Below are 17,127 nucleotides of genomic sequence, written 5' to 3'. Positions count from 1 at the left end.
CCCCCGCCCCTTTCCCGCCACGACCCCCCGGCGGTGGCTGTGGTGTCCCTCACCCGCCGACCGTCCGGGCCCGCGCATGGCGGATGATCGGGGCAGAGAGCCATCCGCACCACCGGATCCCGTACCACCCAGAGAGGACCTCCCCATGGAAGACCGCTTCGACGTCGTCGTGCTCGGAGCAGGACCCGGCGGCTACGTCGCCGCCATCCGCGCCGCCCAGCTGGGCAAGCGGGTAGCGGTCGTCGAGGAGAAGTACTGGGGCGGTGTCTGCCTCAACGTCGGCTGCATCCCGACGAAGGCCCTGCTGCGCAACGCCGAGCTGGCCCACCTCTTCACGCACGAGCAGAAGACGTATGGCATCAAGGTCGACGGGCAGGTCTCCTTCGACTACGGCGAGGCGTTCAGCCGCAGCCGCACGGTCGCGGACGGCCGCGTCAAGGGCGTCCACTTCCTGATGAAGAAGAACGGCATCACCGAGTTCGACGGCCGGGGCACGTTCCTGGACGCGAACACGCTGCAGGTCGCGAAGTCCGACGGCACGACCGCCACGATCGGCTTCGACCACTGCATCATCGCCACCGGCGCCACGCCCCGTCTGCTGCCCGGCACGAGCCGCAGCGAGCGCGTGGTGACGTACGAGGAGCAGATCCTCGCCGACTCGCTGCCGCAGTCCATCGTGATCGCGGGCGCGGGTGCCATCGGCATCGAGTTCGCGTACGTCCTGCACAACTACGGCGTGAAGGTCACGATCGTCGAGTTCCTGGACCGCGTGGCGCCGCTGGAGGACGCGGACGTCTCCAAGGAGCTGGCCAAGCAGTACCGCAAGCTCGGCATCGATGTGCTGACCTCGACCCGCGTGGAGTCGATCGACGAGTCGGGCGAGCAGGTCAAGGTCACCGTCACGGGCAAGGACGGCAAGCAGCAGGTCCTGGAGACGGACAAGGTCCTCCAGGCGATCGGTTTCGCGCCGAACGTCTCCGGCTTCGGTCTGGAGGCGACGGGCGTGGCGCTCACCGAGCGCGGCGCCATCGACGTCGACGGGCGCTGCCGCACGAACGTCCCGCACATCTACGCCATCGGCGACGTCACCGCGAAGCTGATGCTGGCGCACACCGCCGAGTCCATGGGTGTCGTGGCGGCGGAGACCCTCGCGGACGCCGAGACGATGGAACTCGACTACCCGATGATCCCGCGCGCCACGTACTCGCAGCCACAGATCGCCAGCTTCGGCTGGACCGAGGCGCAGGCGAAGGAGAAGGGCTTCGACGTCAAGGTCGCGAAGTTCCCCTTCCAGGCCAACGGCAAGGCGCACGGCCTCGGCGACACCGTCGGCTTCGTGAAGATCATCAGCGATGCGAAGTACGGCGAGATCATCGGCGCCCACCTGATCGGTCCCGACGTCACCGAGCTGCTGCCGGAGCTCACCCTGGCCCAGCAGTGGGACCTCACCGTCCACGAGGTGGCGCGCAACGTCCACGCCCACCCGACCCTCGGCGAGGCCGTCAAGGAAGCGGTGCACGGACTGGCCGGGCACATGATCAACTTCTGACGGGACGCGGGGGCGCCCCGCCGCGACGCGAGTGACCGAAAGCGAGTCGTTCGAGTGGCGGGGCCGCCCGCCGCGGCCGATCCTTGGCGGAACCCGACTGTTATGCCTCGGGGGCGAGGAGAGGCAGTAGCCGATGTTCTCTGGCCTGGGCCGATTCGTGGTACGCCGCCCCTGGTGGATCATCCTGGCGTGGGTGGTGGCGGCCGGCGCCGTGATCTCGCTGGCGCCGAAGCTCACCTCCAGCAGCGACGAGGCGAGTTTCCTGCCGGACCACTACGAGTCCATTCGCGCCGCCGACGTGCAGGAGAAGGACTTCCCCGAGCAGCAGAACGTCGGGGCGATCATCGTCTTCCAGCGTTCCGACGGCGGAAAGCTGACGGCCGCCGACTCCGCCGACGTGGCGCGCGTCTCCAAGGATCTGCAGAACCGGAAGATCCCCGAGGTACAGGCCGTCGTGCCGGGCCAGGTCTCGCCCAACAAGCTGGTGCAGACCTCGGTCGTCGCCATGCCGAAGATCACCAACCCCGAGGACACCGCCCAGCAGGACGCCGTCAAGGAGCTGCGGAGCGACCTCAAGCCGGAGCTGAAGGGCACGGACCTCTCGGCGGGCATCACCGGATCCGCCGCACAGGCCCTCGACGAGAGCGACGCCTCCAAGAAGGCGGGCCTGCTCGTCGGCGTCGGCACGATCGTGATCATCGTCGTACTGCTGCTCGTGATCTTCCGCAGCCCCATCATCGCGCTGCTGCCCGTCGTCCTCATCGGCCTCATCTCGCCGATGGCGACCGGTCTGATCGCCTCCGCCAACAAGGCCTTCGACATGAAGGCCGACTCCTCCATCCAGGAGCTCCTGACCGTCGTCCTGTTCGGCGTCGGCACGGACTACATCCTGTTCCTGCTCTTCCGCTACCGGGAGGCTCTGCGGGCGGGCGAGGATCCCAAGAGCGGCATGGTGCACGCCGTCGAGCGGGTCGGCGAGGCCATCACGTCGGCGGCCGGGGCGGTCATCGTCGCCTTCGCCGCGCTGACGCTGTCCTCGCTGGGCATGCTGCGGTCGATGGGCCCCGCCCTCGCCATCGCCGTGTTCGTGACGCTGCTCGCCGGACTCACCCTCGTGCCCGCGGTGGTGTCGCTGCTCGGCACCAAGGTGTTCTGGCCCTCGAAGTCCTGGCAGCAGGAGCCGCACGGCACGGGATTCGCCAAGCTCGGCGCGTCCATCGCCCGCAGGCCCGCCGTCTGGGCGCTGGTCTCCGCGCTTTTCATGGGCGCCCTGGCCCTCGGCGCGCTGGGCTACAAGGCCAACTTCGACCTGGCCGGATCCTCGCTCCCCAAGGACAAGGAGTCGATGGTCGCCCTGGACAACCTCCAGAAGGGCTTCCCCGCGGGCAGCACCGACCCGACCTCCGTGTACCTCACCTCCACGACCGACGAGCCGGTGACGGAGCCGCAGGCCGCCGCCTTCCGCAAGCAGCTCGCCGACGTCGAGGGCGTCGGCGAGGTCGCGGCTCCACGGCTCAGCCCGGACCGTACGACCGCCTCGTACTCCGTGATCCTCTCGGACCCGCCCGCCTCCGACAGCGCCCTGGAGACCGTCAAGGGGCAGCTGCGCCCGGCCGCCCACGAGGACGCGCCGTCCGGCACGGAGGCACTGGTCGGCGGCACCACGGCCGTGTACGTCGACATCAACAAGGCGGTCGACCGGGACTACTCGGTGGTCTTCCCGGTGGCGGCGCTCGCCATCATGGTGATCCTCGGGCTGCTGCTGCGCAGCCTGGTGGCGCCCTGGTACCTGATGCTGTCCGTCGCGCTCGGCTTCGGCGCGACGCTCGGCGCGACCTCGTTGATCTTCCAGCAGATCGGCAGCCAGCCCGGCCTGATGTTCATGCTGCCCGTGATCATGTACTTGTTCGTGGTCGCGCTCGGCACGGACTACAACATCCTCATGGTGTCGCGGCTGCGCGAGGAGGCCCGCGAGGGGCGCTCCCCGCACGACGCCGCGGGGACGGCGGTGCGCCACTCCGGGCCGACGATCGGCTCGGCCGGTGTGATCCTCGCGGGTACGTTCGCGACGCTGATGCTCGCGGGCAACTCGACGCTCTCCCAGATGGGTTTCTCGCTCTCCTTCGGCATCCTCATCGCCGCGTTCGTCATGGCGATGATCTTCACTCCGGCGCTGACCGCGCTCATCGGGCACGCGGCCTGGTGGCCCGGGCACGGCGACCGGAAGCGGAACGGAGGCGGCGGGCCCCCGCCGCCCACGGGCGCAGCCGCGGACGAGGAGACGGCCGGGGGCGCGACGCGCTCCCGGTAGGCCCCTGCCGACAGGCCCCCGAGGCGCGCTTCGTCACGCGGTCTCCGTCGCCGCCCCGGGCGCCTCGGCCGCCGCCGGGGTCCGGGACGCCTGGGACTCCTCGGCGCGCACAATCCCTGTCAGCGTCCCGCTCAGCGCCACGCACACCACGCCCGCGCCGACGGCCAGGCACACCCGGGCCACCCCGAACCCGGCCGCGGCAGCGGTGACGGCGGCGGCCCCGAGGGGACCGAGGGAGTAGTGCGTGGTCCAGAACGCCGCGGTGACCCGCCCCAGCAGATGCCCCGGCGTCACCTCCTGCCGCAGCGACATGGAGCAGATCCCGGCGACGCCGGTGGCCAGCAGCATGGTCGCCGAGAGCGCGCCGATCACCGGCACGCTCCCGGTCAGCCCGAGGCAGCCGACGGCGATGCCCGCCAGTGTGACGGCGCCTATCCAACTCGCCCCGAATCCGATGCCCTTGCGCAGCCGGGCGACCAGGAAGGAGGCGATGAACGTGCCGATGGTGCCCGCGCTCAGCACATAGCCCACCGTGCCGTCGCCGTGCCCGAGGTCCTCCTTGACCCGGAAGATGATGACGTCGGTCATGCCGTGCGTGAGGAAGATGAACAGGGACAGCAGCACCGTCAGCGGGCGCAGGACGGGGTGCGCCCACAGGAAGCGGAACCCGGCGAGGAACTCACCGCGCACACCCGCGCGTTCGGCTCCCCGGCCCGTCCCCCGCCCCTGCTGCTGCTCCTGCTCGGCCCGCTTCTCCTCCGTCGGCCGCGGGGTCGGCCGCAGTCTGACGAGGAGGAGCCCGGCGGCCGACACGGCGAACGTCGCGGCGTCGATCCCGATGGCGGCCACGGGTCCGAACGCCGCCGCGACGAGACCCGCGAGGGTGGGCCCGCCGACCGTCGCCACCGCGTAGGTGCCGTAGAGGTGGGCGTTGGCCTTGATGATCTGGTCGGGCTCGACGATGGCGGGCACCACCGTCACGTACGTCACCTGGAAGAGCATCGCGAAACCGCCGGTGAGCGGAACGACCGTGTAGATCAGCCACATCGGGGTCGCGAAGAGCCAGACCAGCGGGATCAGCGCGTACAGCAGGCAGCGCGCCACGTCGGCGAGCATCAGGAGCCTGCGCCGGTCGAACCGGTCGGCGATCACACCGGCGAAGAGTCCGGTGACGATCGACGCGACGCCCGTCAGGCCGGTGACGAGGCCCATCTGGACGACCGATCCCGTGCTGTGCAGCACGAGCAGCGGTATCGCCACGAACGAGAAGGAGTCCCCGAGGGCGGAGAGCGTCTGGATGACGAGGAAGATCCGGTAGTTGCGGTTGCCCCACAGCGAGGTGGCCGGCGCCCGGTCGGTCACCGCCGACCGTCCGCGCGTTCCGCGGCCAGCGCTTCGGTGACCGCCTTGCGGCCCGCCTCGCGGAACACCCGCTCGTTGGCGTCGACTTCATGCACCCAGGCGCGGTGCACCCGCACCGTGCGGGCCTCGCCCGCGAGCCCTTCGCGCACGCCCTCCTCCAACGCCTCGGCCAGACCGTCGTCCAGGACGTCCTTGCCCAGGGAGTTGAGGAAGTCGTACGTTCCCGGCTCGCGCTCCAGGTCCAGGGTGACGCGGGCCCAGCCGCCGCAGCCGGTCTGGCTGCCCGCGGTGGCGGTCCGCCGGATCGGGAGCTCGCGCCGCGCCGACTCGGCCGCCTGCGCGGCGCGTTCGTACTGCGTGTGCCAGTCCGCGTCGGGGAAGCTGAGGACGAGCCTGTCGACGCCGGCGCGGGCGAACTCGACGATCTTCTCGGCGGCGCGCTCCGGCGTTCCGTCGACGGGCATCGCGGCCGCCCGCTCGGCGTCGATGCCGTAGCGGCGCAGGACCGTCGCGTCCGGCTGCTGCCGTCGCTCGCGGGTCCCGGGGGCGGTGAGGGTGGACGGGACGGCGACGCTCACCGAGGGCCTGACGACCCGGCCGGTCTCGGCGCCCAGCGCGGACAGCCGGGGCAGCATGCGGGCGATGTACGCGGGAGAGGCGAGGTTCGGGAACCAGGCGCCGTACCGGGCCGCGCGCCGCAGGTCGGCGTCCGACTCGCCGCCGACGAGGAAGGGCGGCCGGTCGACGCGCGGCCGCAGGGTCAGCTCGGCACCGCCGACCTCGGTCGGATGCGCCACGAGCAGGCTCCGCAGCTGGTCCAGCGCACGGTCGGTCAGCTCGTCGCGCCCCTCGTACGGCACGCCCGACGCCGCCCAGACGGGCGGGTCCAGCAGTCCCCCGCGCCACTGCGCCCAGGCACTTCCACCGGTGTCGGCGCCCACCAACAGGCGCCCCTGGGAGAGGAATTGGAGGCTCGCGAGCTGGTGGGCGAGGTGGGCGATCCGGTGGACGGGGGCCGTCAGGACTCCGTAGCCGACCTTGATGCGGGTGGTGGCCGCGGCGACCGCGGCGAGGGTGACCGTCGGGTCCAGCACCGGGATACGGCCCGTCAGATGGCCGCTCGCCCATACCGACTCGAAGCCGAGCTCCTCCGCCCGGCGGGCCGCCGCGACGAACTCCCCGGCCTGTTCCCGCCCCTCCCCCTGCAGCACCGGCAGGAACACCCCGATGTCGACAGCCACCGTCTCCCCCATTCGCAGTCCCGGGGGTGAACGTTAGTGCAAGTTGCCATTCCGCGAAAAGTGTGAGCACGCCCTGGCATCCACCGATCACCTCATTGCACACAGCCCGAGCGGAAATGCAAGTGAAATCAATGAATCCACGAAAAGTCGGCAGCCTAGGAATGGAAGCGAAATGTCAAGCCCGTCGACGAACCTGCTCGAATTTGTTTTGCACGGCCCTCACCAGGTGTTTTGGGGTGTTAGGGTTTCCACTCGTCCCGAGCCGGGCCGCATTTCCACCGGCGCACCGCTCGGATTTCGCTGCGGCGCACCGCCTCTTCACGGCGGCCGCCGTCGCCCCTCACACCGGAATGAAAGAAGGCCTTCCACGCCTGATTCCTGTTCCGGCGGAATGTGTCCACGCCTCGTTCTGGAGCTCCTTCATGTCTGCTGACAGCACGGCTGTCACCACCCCCGCACCCACGGACACCGCCGCCGCGCCACCCGGCGGCGGCCGGCACCTCGGCCTGGCCCTGTTCGTCATCGCCGCGGCCCAGCTCATGGTGGTGCTCGACGGCACCATCACCAACATCGCCCTGCCCAGCATCCAGACCGCGCTGGACGTGTCCGACGCGAACCTGGCCTGGATCGTCAACTCCTACGCGCTGGCCTTCGGCGGACTGCTGCTGCTCGGCGGCCGGGCCGGGGACCTCTTCGGCCGCAGGCGGATGTTCCAGCTGGGCATCGCCCTGTTCACCGTGGCCTCCCTGCTCGGCGGGCTCGCCCCGAACGCGGGCCTGCTCATCGGCGCGCGCGTCCTGCAGGGCGTCGGTGCGGCCGTCGCGGCGCCCAGCGCGCTCTCCCTGATCGCCACGACGTTCCCAGAGGGCAAGCCGCGCAACAAGGCGATGGGGGTCTACGCCGCGATGGCGGGCATCGGCGCCACCGTCGGCCTGCTGCTCGGCGGCGTGCTGACCGACGCGCTGGACTGGCGGTGGGTGTTCTTCGTGAACATCCCCATCGGCCTGGCCGTCCTCGCCGGGACGAAGACGCTCGTCGAGGCGGAACGCCACCACGGCCGGCTCGACCTCCCGGGCACCGTCACCGGCACCGGCGGCCTGATCGCCCTGGTCTACGGCATCACCCGGGGCGGCGAGCACGGCTGGACCGACGGCCTCACCCTGTCCTGCTTCGCCGTCGCCGCCGTCCTGCTCAGCGTCTTCCTGGTCGTCCAGAGCCGCACCGCCCACCCGATGATGCCGCTGCGGCTCTTCAAGGACCGCAACCGCTCGGGATCGTTCGCCACGATGCTGTGCATCGGCGCCGGCATGATCGCCACCTTCTACTTCCTCACCCTCTACATGCAGCTGATCCTCGGCTACAGCGCGGTGCGGACGGGCTTCGCCAACCTGCCGTTCAGCCTCGGCATGGGCGTCGCCGCCGCGCTCAGCGCCAAGCTGGTGACACGGCTGGCCCCGCGTGCCATCGCCGGGCCCGGTCTGCTGGTGGCGGCCGCGGGCATGTTCTGGTTCGCCACGCTCACGCCCGACTCGTCCTACGCAGGGCACCTGATGCCCGCGATGTTCGTCACCGCGCTCGGTCTGGGGATGGGCTTCGTGCCGATGACGCTGGGCGCCGTCAGCGGCGTCGACCACCAGGACACCGGCATCGCCTCCGCGCTCCTGAACACCGCCCAGCAGATCGGCGGCGCCCTGGGCCTCGCCGTCCTCGCGACCATCTCCACGTCGGCCGCGAACGACCGGCTGCCCGACGCGGCCGCCTCGTTGTACCGGGGCCTGGCCACCGAGGACCACGGCTTGACGGCCAAGGCGGCCGACGCCCTGACCCACGGCTACACCCTGGCCTTCGTCGGAGCGGGCGCCATGTTCCTGGCCGGGCTCGTCGTCACCGCGCTGGCCGTCAACGCCCGGAAGCAGGAGACGGCCGAGGGCGCGGCCCCGGTCCACATGGGCTGAACCCTCTTGCGTTCGTCCAAGCGTTCGTCCTTCCGCCGAGGACAGGGAAGGTCGCCCTGGATAAAATTTCTTCCGCGAGGTGTCGAGAACGCGTCGTCCGCGCCGACGTCCCCTGTGAGAGTCGCCCGCAAGGGGTGACCGCGCAGCCGAGGAGCGAAGTCATGAAGTATCTGGTGATGGTCCAGGGCTCGCAGGCCGACTACGAGGCGATGTCGGGCAAGCCGTCCGCGGACGGTCCGGCCTGGAGCGAGAAGGAGCTGCAGGCGATGTTCGCCTACATGGGCGAGATCAACAACGACCTCGCCGAGTCCGGTGAGCTCATCGACGCGCAAGGACTCACCGAACCCGCGCAGACCCGTTTCGTCAGCCGGGACAAGGACGGCCGCCCCGTGATCACGGACGGTCCCTACGGCGAGACGAAAGAGGTGCTCGCCGGGTACTGGCTGCTCGAATGCGAGAGCCTGGAGCGGGTCACCGAGATCGCCCTGCGCGTCAGCGCGTGCCCCGGCCCGGCAGGGCTCGTCGAACCGCCCGTCGTGATCCGCCCCGTCGGGGACGCCTCCGGGGGCGAATGCTGAGACGCACGGGCGCCCGGTGAGACGGCGTACGACCGAGGTCGAGGACCTGCTGCGCCTGCACGCGCCGCAGGTCCTCGGCGCGCTCGTACGCCGGTACGGACACTTCGGCGCCGCCGAGGACGCCGTGCAGGAGGCGCTCCTCGCGGCGGCGCGGCAGTGGCCGGACCAGGGGCTGCCGGAGAATCCGCGCGGCTGGCTGATCAAGGTCGCCGCGCGCCGCCTCATGGACCAGCTGCGCGCCGACGAGGCGCGGCGGCGGCGCGAGGAGGACGTGGCCCGGCTGACTCCCCGTGACGCGTTCACCGCTCCCCCGCCGGGCGAGAGCCGCGCCCCCGCGGACGACGACACGCTCACGCTGCTGTTCCTGTGCTGCCGTCCCGAGCTGACCGCCGCCGCCCAGGTCGCCCTGACGCTGCGCGCCGTCGGCGGGCTGACCACGGCCGAGATCGCCCGCGCGCACCTGGTGCCCGAGGCGACCATGGCCCAGCGGATCAGCCGCGCGAAGACGAAGATCAAGGGGGCGCCCTTCCGGCAGCCGGGCCCCGGCGACCGTGACGCGCGGCTCGCCGTCGTCCTCCAGGTGCTCTACCTGATCTTCAACGAGGGCTACACGGCCACCTCCGGTGCCGCCCTGCACCGCGCGGACCTCGCACGCGAGGCGATCCGCCTCACTCGTGCGGTACGTCGCCTGCTGCCCCGGGAGGGGCCGGTGACCGGACTGTTGGCGCTGATGCTGCTCACCGATGCCCGCAGCGCCGCCCGGACCGGGCCGCACGGCGAGCTGATCCCCCTGGACGAGCAGGACCGCGCCCTCTGGGACCGGCAGGCGATCCACGAAGGCACGGCGCTCGTCGAGGAGGCACTCTCCCAGGGCCCGCCCGGCGCCTACCAGTTGCAGGCGGCCATCGCGGCCCTGCACGACGAGGCGGACGGCCCGGACAGCACCGACTGGCCGCAGATCCTCGCCCTGTACGACGTTCTCGTACGCCGCGCTCCCGAGCCCATGGCCGAGCTGGGGCGGGCCGTCGCCTACGCGATGGTGCACGGGCCGCGGGCCGGACTCCGTGAACTGGCCGCGCTGGAGGGCGGGTTGGCGGGGCACTACCGGCTCGAAGCCGTCCGCGCCCACCTGTTGGAGAGGGCGGGCGACACCGACCTCGCCCGCGCCGCCTACCAGCTGGCGGCGCAGGGAACGCTCAGCCACCCCGAGGCCCACTACCTTCGGACGCGCGCCGCGAGACTCGCCCCCTGAGCGGGCTCCAAGCCGAGCGGCGCGCAGTGTCCGGCGACGGTGTCGGCGAAGGCACGGCCCAGCGGGCTCAGCGCGTCCCAGCGGCGGACCGCCCACCCCACCGACAGCGGCGGCAGCTCCGGCACCGGGACGAGCCGGAGTCCCGCGGGCCCGCACTCGCGCCAGCCGGGCAGCAGCGGCACGACGGCCTGGCCGAGCCCGAGCTCCGCCAGGAGGACGGCGGTGTCCCAGTCGGCGACGCTGGTGACGGTCGGCAGCGCCACGTCCAGCTCACCGAGCCACGCGTCGAGACGGCCGCGCGAGGTCGAGCCGTCCGGTGGCGTGATGAGCCGCGCCGCGGCCAGCTCGGCGGGCTCGACGCGCGGCCGCCCGGCGAGCGGGTCGTCGGCACGGACGGCGAGGACCCAGGGCAGTTCGACGACCGGCCGCTGCTCGATGCCCCGCACGGCCTCCCCGAGCGTGATCCAGGCGAGGTCCAGGTCGTCGGCCGCGAGCGCGTCGAAGCAGCTGCGGCTCGAACTCATGGTCTGGAACTCCAGGCCGACGTGCGGATAGCGGTCCCGGAAGTCGACGACGGCCTCGGCCATGAAGTGCCGTACCGAGGTGGCCCCTGTGGTGATCCGTACCGTGCCGCCCTCCCCGCGGACCTGCTCCTTCAGCCGCCGTACGGCGAGATCGATGCCGCCGATCCCGTCCGAGGCCGCGGCCTGCAGGATCCGCCCGGCCGAGGTGGGCACGACACCCCGCGCACGCCGCTCCAGGAGACTCACGCCGAGCTCCCGCTCCAGGCGCTTGACGTGCTGGCTCACGGCGGACTGCGTACAGGACAGGTCACGGGCGACGGCGCTGAGGCTGCCCGCGCGGCACACGGCGATGAAGGTGCGGAGGTCGTCGAGGGTCACAGCGGATGAAGTTATCCCTTGGGGGGATGCAAGGAAACCCGAGGATTGACTTGGGTTTTGGCGGTACACCAAGATCGTTCATGGCCCGGGCGGCGACCCGGCGACGGGCGTCGACCCGGGGGCAGGTAACACGCTCCCGGGCCGCGCGGGCCGGGCACCCGCCGTACGTGCGGCGGGAGTTCGACGGAAACTCAGCAACTCAGCAGCACATCGGGGCATCAGGAAAGGTGACGCGTGGAAGCGCTCGAAATGGTGGCCGTCGGGGCCGCCGGTATCGCGGCCGGCGGGCTCAACGCGGTGGTCGGCTCCGGCACCCTCATCACCTTCCCCACGCTGCTGGCCTTCGGCCTTCCGCCGGTGCTCGCCAACGTGTCGAACAACCTCGGCCTCGTGCCGGGCACGCTGAGCGCCGCGTACGGCTACCGCCGCGAGATGAAGGGGCAGTTCAGGCGCCTGGTGCGGTTCGGCACGGCCTCGCTCATCGGCGGCCTGATCGGGGCGCTGCTCCTCCTGAAGCTCCCCGACGACGCCTTCCGGGCGGTGGTCCCGGCGCTCATCCTGACCGCCTGCCTCCTGGTGCTGCTCCAGCCCTGGCTGGCCCGCAGGCTCAAGAACCGCGAGAGCGGCGGAAAGGTGGACGGCGGCATCCCGATGTGGTGCGGGGTCCTCGCCACCGGGATCTACGGCGGATACTTCGGAGCGGCCCAAGGGGTACTGCTCATGGCCCTGTTCGGCACGTTCCTCCTGGACGACCTGCAGCGCCTGAACGCCGCGAAGAACGTGCTGGCCTCGATCGTGAACGGAGTCGCCGCCGTCGTCTTCATCGTGGTCGCGGACATCGACTGGACCGCGGCGGGCCTGATCGCCGCCGGTTCGACGGTGGGCGGCCTGTTGGGCGCGCGCTTCGGCCGCAGACTGCCGCCCCTTGCGATGCGCACCTTCATCGTCGTCGTGGGCACCACGGCGTCGATCATCATGCTCGTCCAGTGACGGCCGGGGGCTCGGGGCCGAGGCAGGGGGCCGGGCCGCCGGGTAACGCAGCTCACACAGGCAGACCCCTCACCTCGGAACATCACCCTATGGTTTATCGTTGAACAGGATGTGGCCCCGACCGAGATTCCCCCGTCCGGTCGGGGCCACATCCTGTTCATACCGGCTTCGTGCCTGCGTCTTCCCCGGTTTTCACGCCTTCGAGGGCGAATATGCCAACCGCGCCGCGTCACACACGCCCGAGCGGCATCATGCGTCCATGGACGGTGCCAAGCCTGTGCAGGTCTTGTTCACGCCCGACGAGTACGCCGCGCTCCTGCGGCATGCGGACCGGCTCGGATTGCCGGTGGCCGAGTTCATCCACCGCACGGTGACCGTCCGGGCCGATGAGTCGCCCGGCCCGTGCCAGACGTCCGACACCCGCCGCGGGGCGGCCGTGCCCCCGGTCCAGCGGGACCTCGGCCCGGACGGGGCACCCGCGCTCCGACGGTTCCTCGACACGCTCGCCGCCTCGGGAGACGCGGAGGAGCAACAGGGGCGGTGACCGGGCGGCGGTGCGCGGCTCAGGTGAGGGCGATCTCCGGACGGTAGAGGTCCAGCCAGAGCGCCAGGTCCAGCGTACGCTCCAGATCGCGCCGCGAGGCCTGCGTGATCTGCGGCGCCTCGCGCTCCGCGGCCTTCACCGCGCGGTCCCGGTCCACCAGGTCGAAGACCGGGTGCCCGGGCCGCGCGAGCAGCTCCTTGACGTGCCCCTGGAGCGCGACCGCGTACTTGGGGTCCTGCGTGGAGGGGTACGGGCTCTTCACCCGGTCGTAGACCGACCGCGGCAGCACATCCGCGGTGGCCTCGCGCAGCAGGCTCTTCTCCCTGCCGTCGAAGGACTTCAGCGCCCAGGGGGTGTTGTACACGTACTCCACGAGCCGGTGGTCGCAGAACGGCACGCGGACTTCGAGGCCGACGGCCATGCTGGCCCGGTCCTTGCGGTCGAGCAGGACACGCACGAAACGGGTCAGGTGCAGATGGCAGATCTTCCGCATCCGGAACTCGAAGTCGCTCTCGCCGTCCAGGCGCCGGATGCCGGCGACGGCCGTCGCGTAGCTCTCCTTGATGTAGGCGGGCAGGTCGAGCGCGGCGGTCAGGTCAGGGCGCAGGATGCGGGCGTCGTCCCCGAAGTGGTCGGCGAACCGCACCAGCCAGGGAAAGGCGTCGGCCGCTCGCGCAGTCTCGTCGAAGAACTGCAGATAACCGCCGAAGACCTCGTCCGCGGACTCCCCGGACAGCGCCACCGTGGAGTGCTCACGGATGGCACGGAAGAGGAGGTAGAGGGAGGCGTCCATGTCACCGAAGCCCATCGGTATGTCCCGCGCGCCGATCATCTTGGCGCGCACGTCCGGGTCGGCGAGGGCGTGCGAGTCCAGGACGATGTCGCGGTGGTCGGTGCCCGCCGACTTCGCGACGTCGTGGACGTAGGGGGTGTCGGGCGTGCCCCGCAGTTCGTCGGCGACGAAGTTGTCGGCCTGGCCGACGAAGTCGACGGCGAAACTACGCACCGTCTCGCCCGCCTCGGCCAGTTGGCGGGCCGCCAGCGCGGTCATCGCCGAGGAGTCCAGACCGCCGGAGAGCAGCGTGCAGCGCGGCACGTCCGAGACGAGCTGGCGGCGCACGATGTCGTCGAGGAGCTCACGGACCTTCGCGACGGACGCGTCGCGGCCGTCGGTGTGCGGGCGGGTCTCCAACGACCAGTACACGTGCCGCCGCAGACCGGAGCGGTCCACCGTCACGACCGTGCCGGGCTCGACCTCCCGCATGCCGTCCCACACGGCGTGACCTGGCGTCTTGACGACGGCGAACACTTCCCGGAGGCCGTCGAGGGTGACCCGGCGCCGGGCGAGCGGATTGGCGAGGATCGCCTTGGGCTCGGAACCGAACAGGACGCCGTCGGACGTCTCATAGTAGTAGAAGGGCTTGATGCCCATGCGGTCGCGGATCATGACGAGCTTGTCGTGGCGGGCGTCCCAGACCGCGAAGGCGTACATGCCGTTGAGCCGCTCGGCGAGCGCCTCGCCCCATTCGAGATAGCCGCGCAGCACGACCTCGGTGTCGGACACGGTCGTGAACCGGTGGCCGCGGCCCGCCAGTTCACGGCGGAGCTCGGTGAAGTTGTACGTCTCCCCGGAGTAGACCAGGGCGACGGTTCCCGTCGGGGTCTCGACGGTCATGGGCTGGCGTCCGCCGGGCAGGTCGATGATCGCGAGCCGCCGGTGTCCGAGCCCGGCGGGCCCGCCGGTCCACGTGCCGCGGTCGTCGGGACCGCGGCAGGACATCGTCTCCGTCATGGCGTCCAGGGTGGTGGACTCGGCCGTCAGATCACGGTCGAAGGAGACCCAGCCGGTGATACCGCACATGCGCTTTCCTTCCGCTCGCCGAACTAGGTGTAACTAGCACCTATGTGTGCAGCGTGCTCCTGCGCATGCGTACGGTCAACGCCACTTCCGCTCACCCGCTCCGGCGACCCCGGGAGTTTCGGCCGCCCTTTGCCGACCCCTGAGGAATGACTCGTGTCAACGCCGCTCAGTCACCCCGCCGGACACCAGGGCTCCCAGCCGCCCGAGCGGACTCCGGGAGGCAGCCGGAAGGGAGCATTCCGGCCATGGGCAAAGACTTGTCAACGGTCTTCCGCCACTGCTCTTGCTACTGCTCTTGCTCTTGCTCGACGAGCGCGCCGGTCAGCACCTCTGCCTCCCCGCGAGCCTGATCGACGGCATCGGGAAACAGGCGCATGCCGTGCGCGACGAGCGCGCCCTCGTGCAGCAGCACGAGCGCCCGCCCCAACCGGACGGCTCCGCGCGGCGCGATCTCCTCGGCGAGGCCGGTGAACAGCGCGAGCATCCACGCCTTCTGACCCGTGATGATCGGGTACGCCGGGTGTGCGGGGTCACTGATCTCAGCGTGCGCGTTGACCATGCTGCACCCCTTCGTCAGATATCCGTCGGCCCAGTCGCGCGAGGCATCGAAGACGGCGAGGATCCGGGCGCGCGGCGTGGCGGCGGCCTCCAGATACGGGGCGAGGAAGACGCGCCAGCGCTCGTCCCGGTCGGCCAGGTACTCCACGACGATCTGCTCCTTGGAGCCGAAGCGGTCGTAGAGGGTCTTCTTCGTGACCCCGGCTTCGGCGGCGATCAGATCCACTCCGACGGCATGGATGCCGCGCTCGTAGAAGAGGCGCCCCGCTGCGTCGAGGGCGCGGCGCGCGGCGGGTGTCATGGCGATGCGGCGGGGCGCCGCTACGCCGCCATCCGCCTTGCCACCCGCCTCGCCTTCCGTCCGACCTTCCGTTCCGTACGCGATCCCGCACTCGTCACCACCCATGCATCCCATGGTAGACCGACCGGTATACAAACTCCCTAGACCGATCTGTATACTCGTCGCCATCGCGCATGTATACAGATCGGTCTACTCGCCTGCGCCGAGCCGCCGCACGACGGGAGAAACCCATGAACGTCCTGCTGTCGACCGCATTCGTACTGACCTGGAGCTCCGGGTTCATCGGGGCGAAACTGGGCGCGGGCAGCGCGTCCGCGGTGACGGTGCTGATGTGGCGCTTCCTGCCGCTGGCCGTGGCGCTGGGGCTCGTCGTGCTGGTGTTCTCCCGGGCGCCCTGGCGGGGCCTGACGGCGCGTGATGTCGGACGGCAGGCGGTCGTCGGTGCGCTGTCGCAGAGCGGCTATCTGCTCACCGTGTACCTCGCGATCCAGCTCGGCGTCTCCAGCGGTACGACCGCCCTGATCGACGGCACCCAGCCGCTCGTCGCGGGCGCCCTCGCCGGGCCGCTGCTCGGCCAGTACGTCTCGCGCACGCAGTGGACCGGCCTCGGGCTCGGCGTGACCGGAGTCGTCATCGTCACCGCGGCCGACTTCTCACAGGGCGGCGCCACCCCGGACTGGGCCTATCTCGTACCGTTCCTCGGGATGCTCTCGCTGGTCGCGGCGACGTTCCTCGACCGGCGTGCGCCCCGCCCGGTCGCCCCTTCGGTGTCGATGACCGTCCACTGCGTCACGAGCGCCGTCGTCTTCACCGGTCTCGCACTGGCGGCGGGGGCCGCGACGCCACCGGCCGAGGCTTCCTTCTGGGCCGCGATCGGGTGGCTGGTGGCGCTCTCCACGTTCGGCGGGTACGGCCTGTACTGGTTGATCCTGCGGCGTTCCGGGGTCACCCAGGTCAACACCCTGATGTTCCTCATGGCACCCGTGACCGCCCTGTGGGGCGCCCTGATGTTCGGTGAACCCTTCGGGCCGCAAACCGTGTTGGGCCTGGCCGTCGGGCTGGTAGCGGTGGTGGTCGTGCGGAGGGGAGCGGCTCGACGGGAGTCGGGGCGCGAGGCCGAGCGGCCCGTTGCCACTGCCCCGGCGGCGCGGGTCAGCCGGGAGTCAGGAAGGACTGCACCAGGGGCGCGTACCGGTCGGTGACCTCGGCGATCTCCGTGGCGCGCAGGTGCGGGCCGCGGGCGATGCCGTACATCACGCCCAGGCCGAGCAGCATCCCCACGGCGAGCTCGGCCCGCAGCCCCGCGTCCCGCCCCGACAGTCGCTCGCTCAGCCGCTCGGCAACCTGGGCGCGGAAGTTGGCGCGCAGGATGTCGCCCTGCTCGCCGTGGAGCGGGGCGAAGACGATGCGCAGGATCGGGTCGGCGCCCCGCTCGGCCTGGCCGGTGAGCAGATGCCGGACCATGTGGCGACCGAGGTCGGCGACGGGGGCGTCGAGAAAGGTCTCGACGTCGGCCTCGAACGACATGACCTGGGAGAACAACGCGTCCTTGTTGCCGAAGTACTTGAGGATCAACGGCGCGCTCACCCCGGCCCGGTCGGCCACCGCTTTGAGGGTGATGTCACCGTGCGCGTGCCGGGCGAGGAGGTAACGGGCGGCGCGGATGATGGCCCCCTTGGTCGCCTCGGCGTCTCTGCGCCCGGTGGGCGGGGGGTGGTTGGGG

The 17,127-nt window shown here is 71.1% G+C and carries 14 protein-coding genes; 8 read left to right on the top strand and 6 right to left on the bottom strand.

Going from position 1 to position 17,127, the window contains the following annotated elements; translation table 11 throughout:
* The first annotated feature begins 145 nt into the window (after positions 1–145).
* The gene (lpdA, locus tag AOK03_RS34440; protein ID WP_055569315.1) at positions 146–1,549 is read left to right on the top strand and encodes a dihydrolipoyl dehydrogenase; all 1,404 of its coding nucleotides are present in this window, start codon (positions 146–148) and stop codon (positions 1,547–1,549) included.
* A 133-nt stretch (positions 1,550–1,682) separates the two neighbouring features.
* The gene (locus AOK03_RS34435) at positions 1,683–3,860 is read left to right on the top strand and encodes an MMPL family transporter (RefSeq protein WP_055569314.1); all 2,178 of its coding nucleotides are present in this window, start codon (positions 1,683–1,685) and stop codon (positions 3,858–3,860) included.
* 33 nt (positions 3,861–3,893) lie between these two features.
* Here the strand turns inward: AOK03_RS34435 and AOK03_RS34430 are convergent, their stop codons facing one another.
* Together AOK03_RS34430 and AOK03_RS34425 are read right to left on the bottom strand one after the other, a co-directional pair.
* A complete protein-coding gene (locus tag AOK03_RS34430) occupies positions 3,894–5,222 on the bottom strand; it encodes an MFS transporter (RefSeq protein WP_055569313.1) in 1,329 nt (442 codons plus the stop codon).
* On the bottom strand, positions 5,219–6,463 hold the full coding sequence (locus AOK03_RS34425) for an LLM class flavin-dependent oxidoreductase (protein ID WP_157869158.1): 1,245 nt from the start codon (positions 6,461–6,463) through the stop codon (positions 5,219–5,221). Before AOK03_RS34425 ends, AOK03_RS34430 begins: the two co-directional genes overlap by 4 nt.
* A 422-nt stretch (positions 6,464–6,885) precedes the next feature.
* Here AOK03_RS34425 and AOK03_RS34420 point away from each other — a divergent pair, with 422 nt between their 5' ends.
* The 3 genes from AOK03_RS34420 (at position 6,886) to AOK03_RS34410 (ending at position 10,248) form a co-directional block, all read left to right on the top strand.
* Positions 6,886–8,418, top strand: a complete 1,533-nt coding sequence (locus AOK03_RS34420; RefSeq protein ID WP_055569311.1) for an MFS transporter — start codon at positions 6,886–6,888, stop codon at positions 8,416–8,418.
* Between the two features lie 161 nt (positions 8,419–8,579).
* On the top strand, positions 8,580–8,996 hold the full coding sequence (locus tag AOK03_RS34415) for a YciI family protein (protein ID WP_055569310.1): 417 nt from the start codon (positions 8,580–8,582) through the stop codon (positions 8,994–8,996).
* A 16-nt stretch (positions 8,997–9,012) separates the two neighbouring features.
* Positions 9,013–10,248: an RNA polymerase sigma factor gene (locus AOK03_RS34410; protein WP_055569309.1), complete on the top strand. Its 1,236-nt coding sequence runs from the start codon at positions 9,013–9,015 to the stop codon at positions 10,246–10,248.
* Here the strand turns inward: AOK03_RS34410 and AOK03_RS34405 are convergent.
* Complete coding sequence (locus AOK03_RS34405) at positions 10,212–11,150, bottom strand: LysR family transcriptional regulator (protein WP_055569308.1); 939 nt, start codon at positions 11,148–11,150, stop codon at positions 10,212–10,214. The two genes, AOK03_RS34410 and AOK03_RS34405, sit on opposite strands and share 37 nt — an antisense overlap.
* A 234-nt stretch (positions 11,151–11,384) precedes the next feature.
* Here AOK03_RS34405 and AOK03_RS34400 point away from each other — a divergent pair, with 234 nt between their 5' ends.
* Entirely contained in the window at positions 11,385–12,140 is a 756-nt protein-coding gene (locus AOK03_RS34400; protein ID WP_055569307.1) for a sulfite exporter TauE/SafE family protein, read from the top strand.
* A 259-nt stretch (positions 12,141–12,399) separates the two neighbouring features.
* A complete protein-coding gene (locus tag AOK03_RS34395; RefSeq protein WP_157869157.1) occupies positions 12,400–12,684 on the top strand; it encodes a hypothetical protein in 285 nt (94 codons plus the stop codon).
* A gap of 19 nt (positions 12,685–12,703) precedes the next feature.
* Here AOK03_RS34395 and asnB read toward each other — a convergent pair whose 3' ends face one another.
* Both asnB and AOK03_RS34385 read right to left on the bottom strand, forming a co-directional pair.
* A complete protein-coding gene (gene asnB / locus AOK03_RS34390; RefSeq protein ID WP_055569305.1) occupies positions 12,704–14,545 on the bottom strand; it encodes an asparagine synthase (glutamine-hydrolyzing) in 1,842 nt (613 codons plus the stop codon).
* A 286-nt stretch (positions 14,546–14,831) separates the two neighbouring features.
* Positions 14,832–15,404 (bottom strand): TetR/AcrR family transcriptional regulator, encoded by a 573-nt coding sequence (locus AOK03_RS34385; protein ID WP_055569316.1) that lies wholly within the window; start codon positions 15,402–15,404, stop codon positions 14,832–14,834.
* A gap of 230 nt (positions 15,405–15,634) precedes the next feature.
* Between AOK03_RS34385 and AOK03_RS34380 the strand changes: the two genes are divergently transcribed.
* On the top strand, positions 15,635–16,606 hold the full coding sequence (locus tag AOK03_RS34380; protein ID WP_055569304.1) for a DMT family transporter: 972 nt from the start codon (positions 15,635–15,637) through the stop codon (positions 16,604–16,606).
* On the opposite strand, the gene AOK03_RS34375 is transcribed toward AOK03_RS34380, so the two are convergent.
* On the bottom strand, positions 16,557–17,127 hold a 571-nt coding region (locus AOK03_RS34375; RefSeq protein ID WP_055569303.1), incomplete at its 5' end, for a TetR/AcrR family transcriptional regulator. The two genes, AOK03_RS34380 and AOK03_RS34375, sit on opposite strands and share 50 nt — an antisense overlap.

The organism is Streptomyces atriruber, from assembly GCF_001418325.1.
Classification (GTDB): domain Bacteria; phylum Actinomycetota; class Actinomycetes; order Streptomycetales; family Streptomycetaceae; genus Streptomyces; species Streptomyces atriruber.
This window is presented reverse-complemented; position numbering and strand designations above follow the sequence as displayed.

Excerpts from the sequence above, each read along its gene's own strand:
- lpdA (WP_055569315.1), top strand. The coding sequence starts at position 146 with ATGGAAGACCGCTTCGACGTCGTCGTGCTCGGAGCAGGACCCGGCGGC.
- AOK03_RS34435 (WP_055569314.1), top strand. The coding sequence starts at position 1,683 with ATGTTCTCTGGCCTGGGCCGATTCGTGGTACGCCGCCCCTGGTGGATC.
- AOK03_RS34420 (WP_055569311.1), top strand. The coding sequence starts at position 6,886 with ATGTCTGCTGACAGCACGGCTGTCACCACCCCCGCACCCACGGACACC.
- AOK03_RS34415 (WP_055569310.1), top strand. The coding sequence starts at position 8,580 with ATGAAGTATCTGGTGATGGTCCAGGGCTCGCAGGCCGACTACGAGGCG.
- AOK03_RS34395 (WP_157869157.1), top strand. The coding sequence starts at position 12,400 with ATGGACGGTGCCAAGCCTGTGCAGGTCTTGTTCACGCCCGACGAGTAC.
- asnB (WP_055569305.1), bottom strand. The coding sequence starts at position 14,545 with ATGTGCGGTATCACCGGCTGGGTCTCCTTCGACCGTGATCTGACGGCC.
- AOK03_RS34385 (WP_055569316.1), bottom strand. The coding sequence starts at position 15,404 with ATGACACCCGCCGCGCGCCGCGCCCTCGACGCAGCGGGGCGCCTCTTC.
- AOK03_RS34380 (WP_055569304.1), top strand. The coding sequence starts at position 15,635 with ATGAACGTCCTGCTGTCGACCGCATTCGTACTGACCTGGAGCTCCGGG.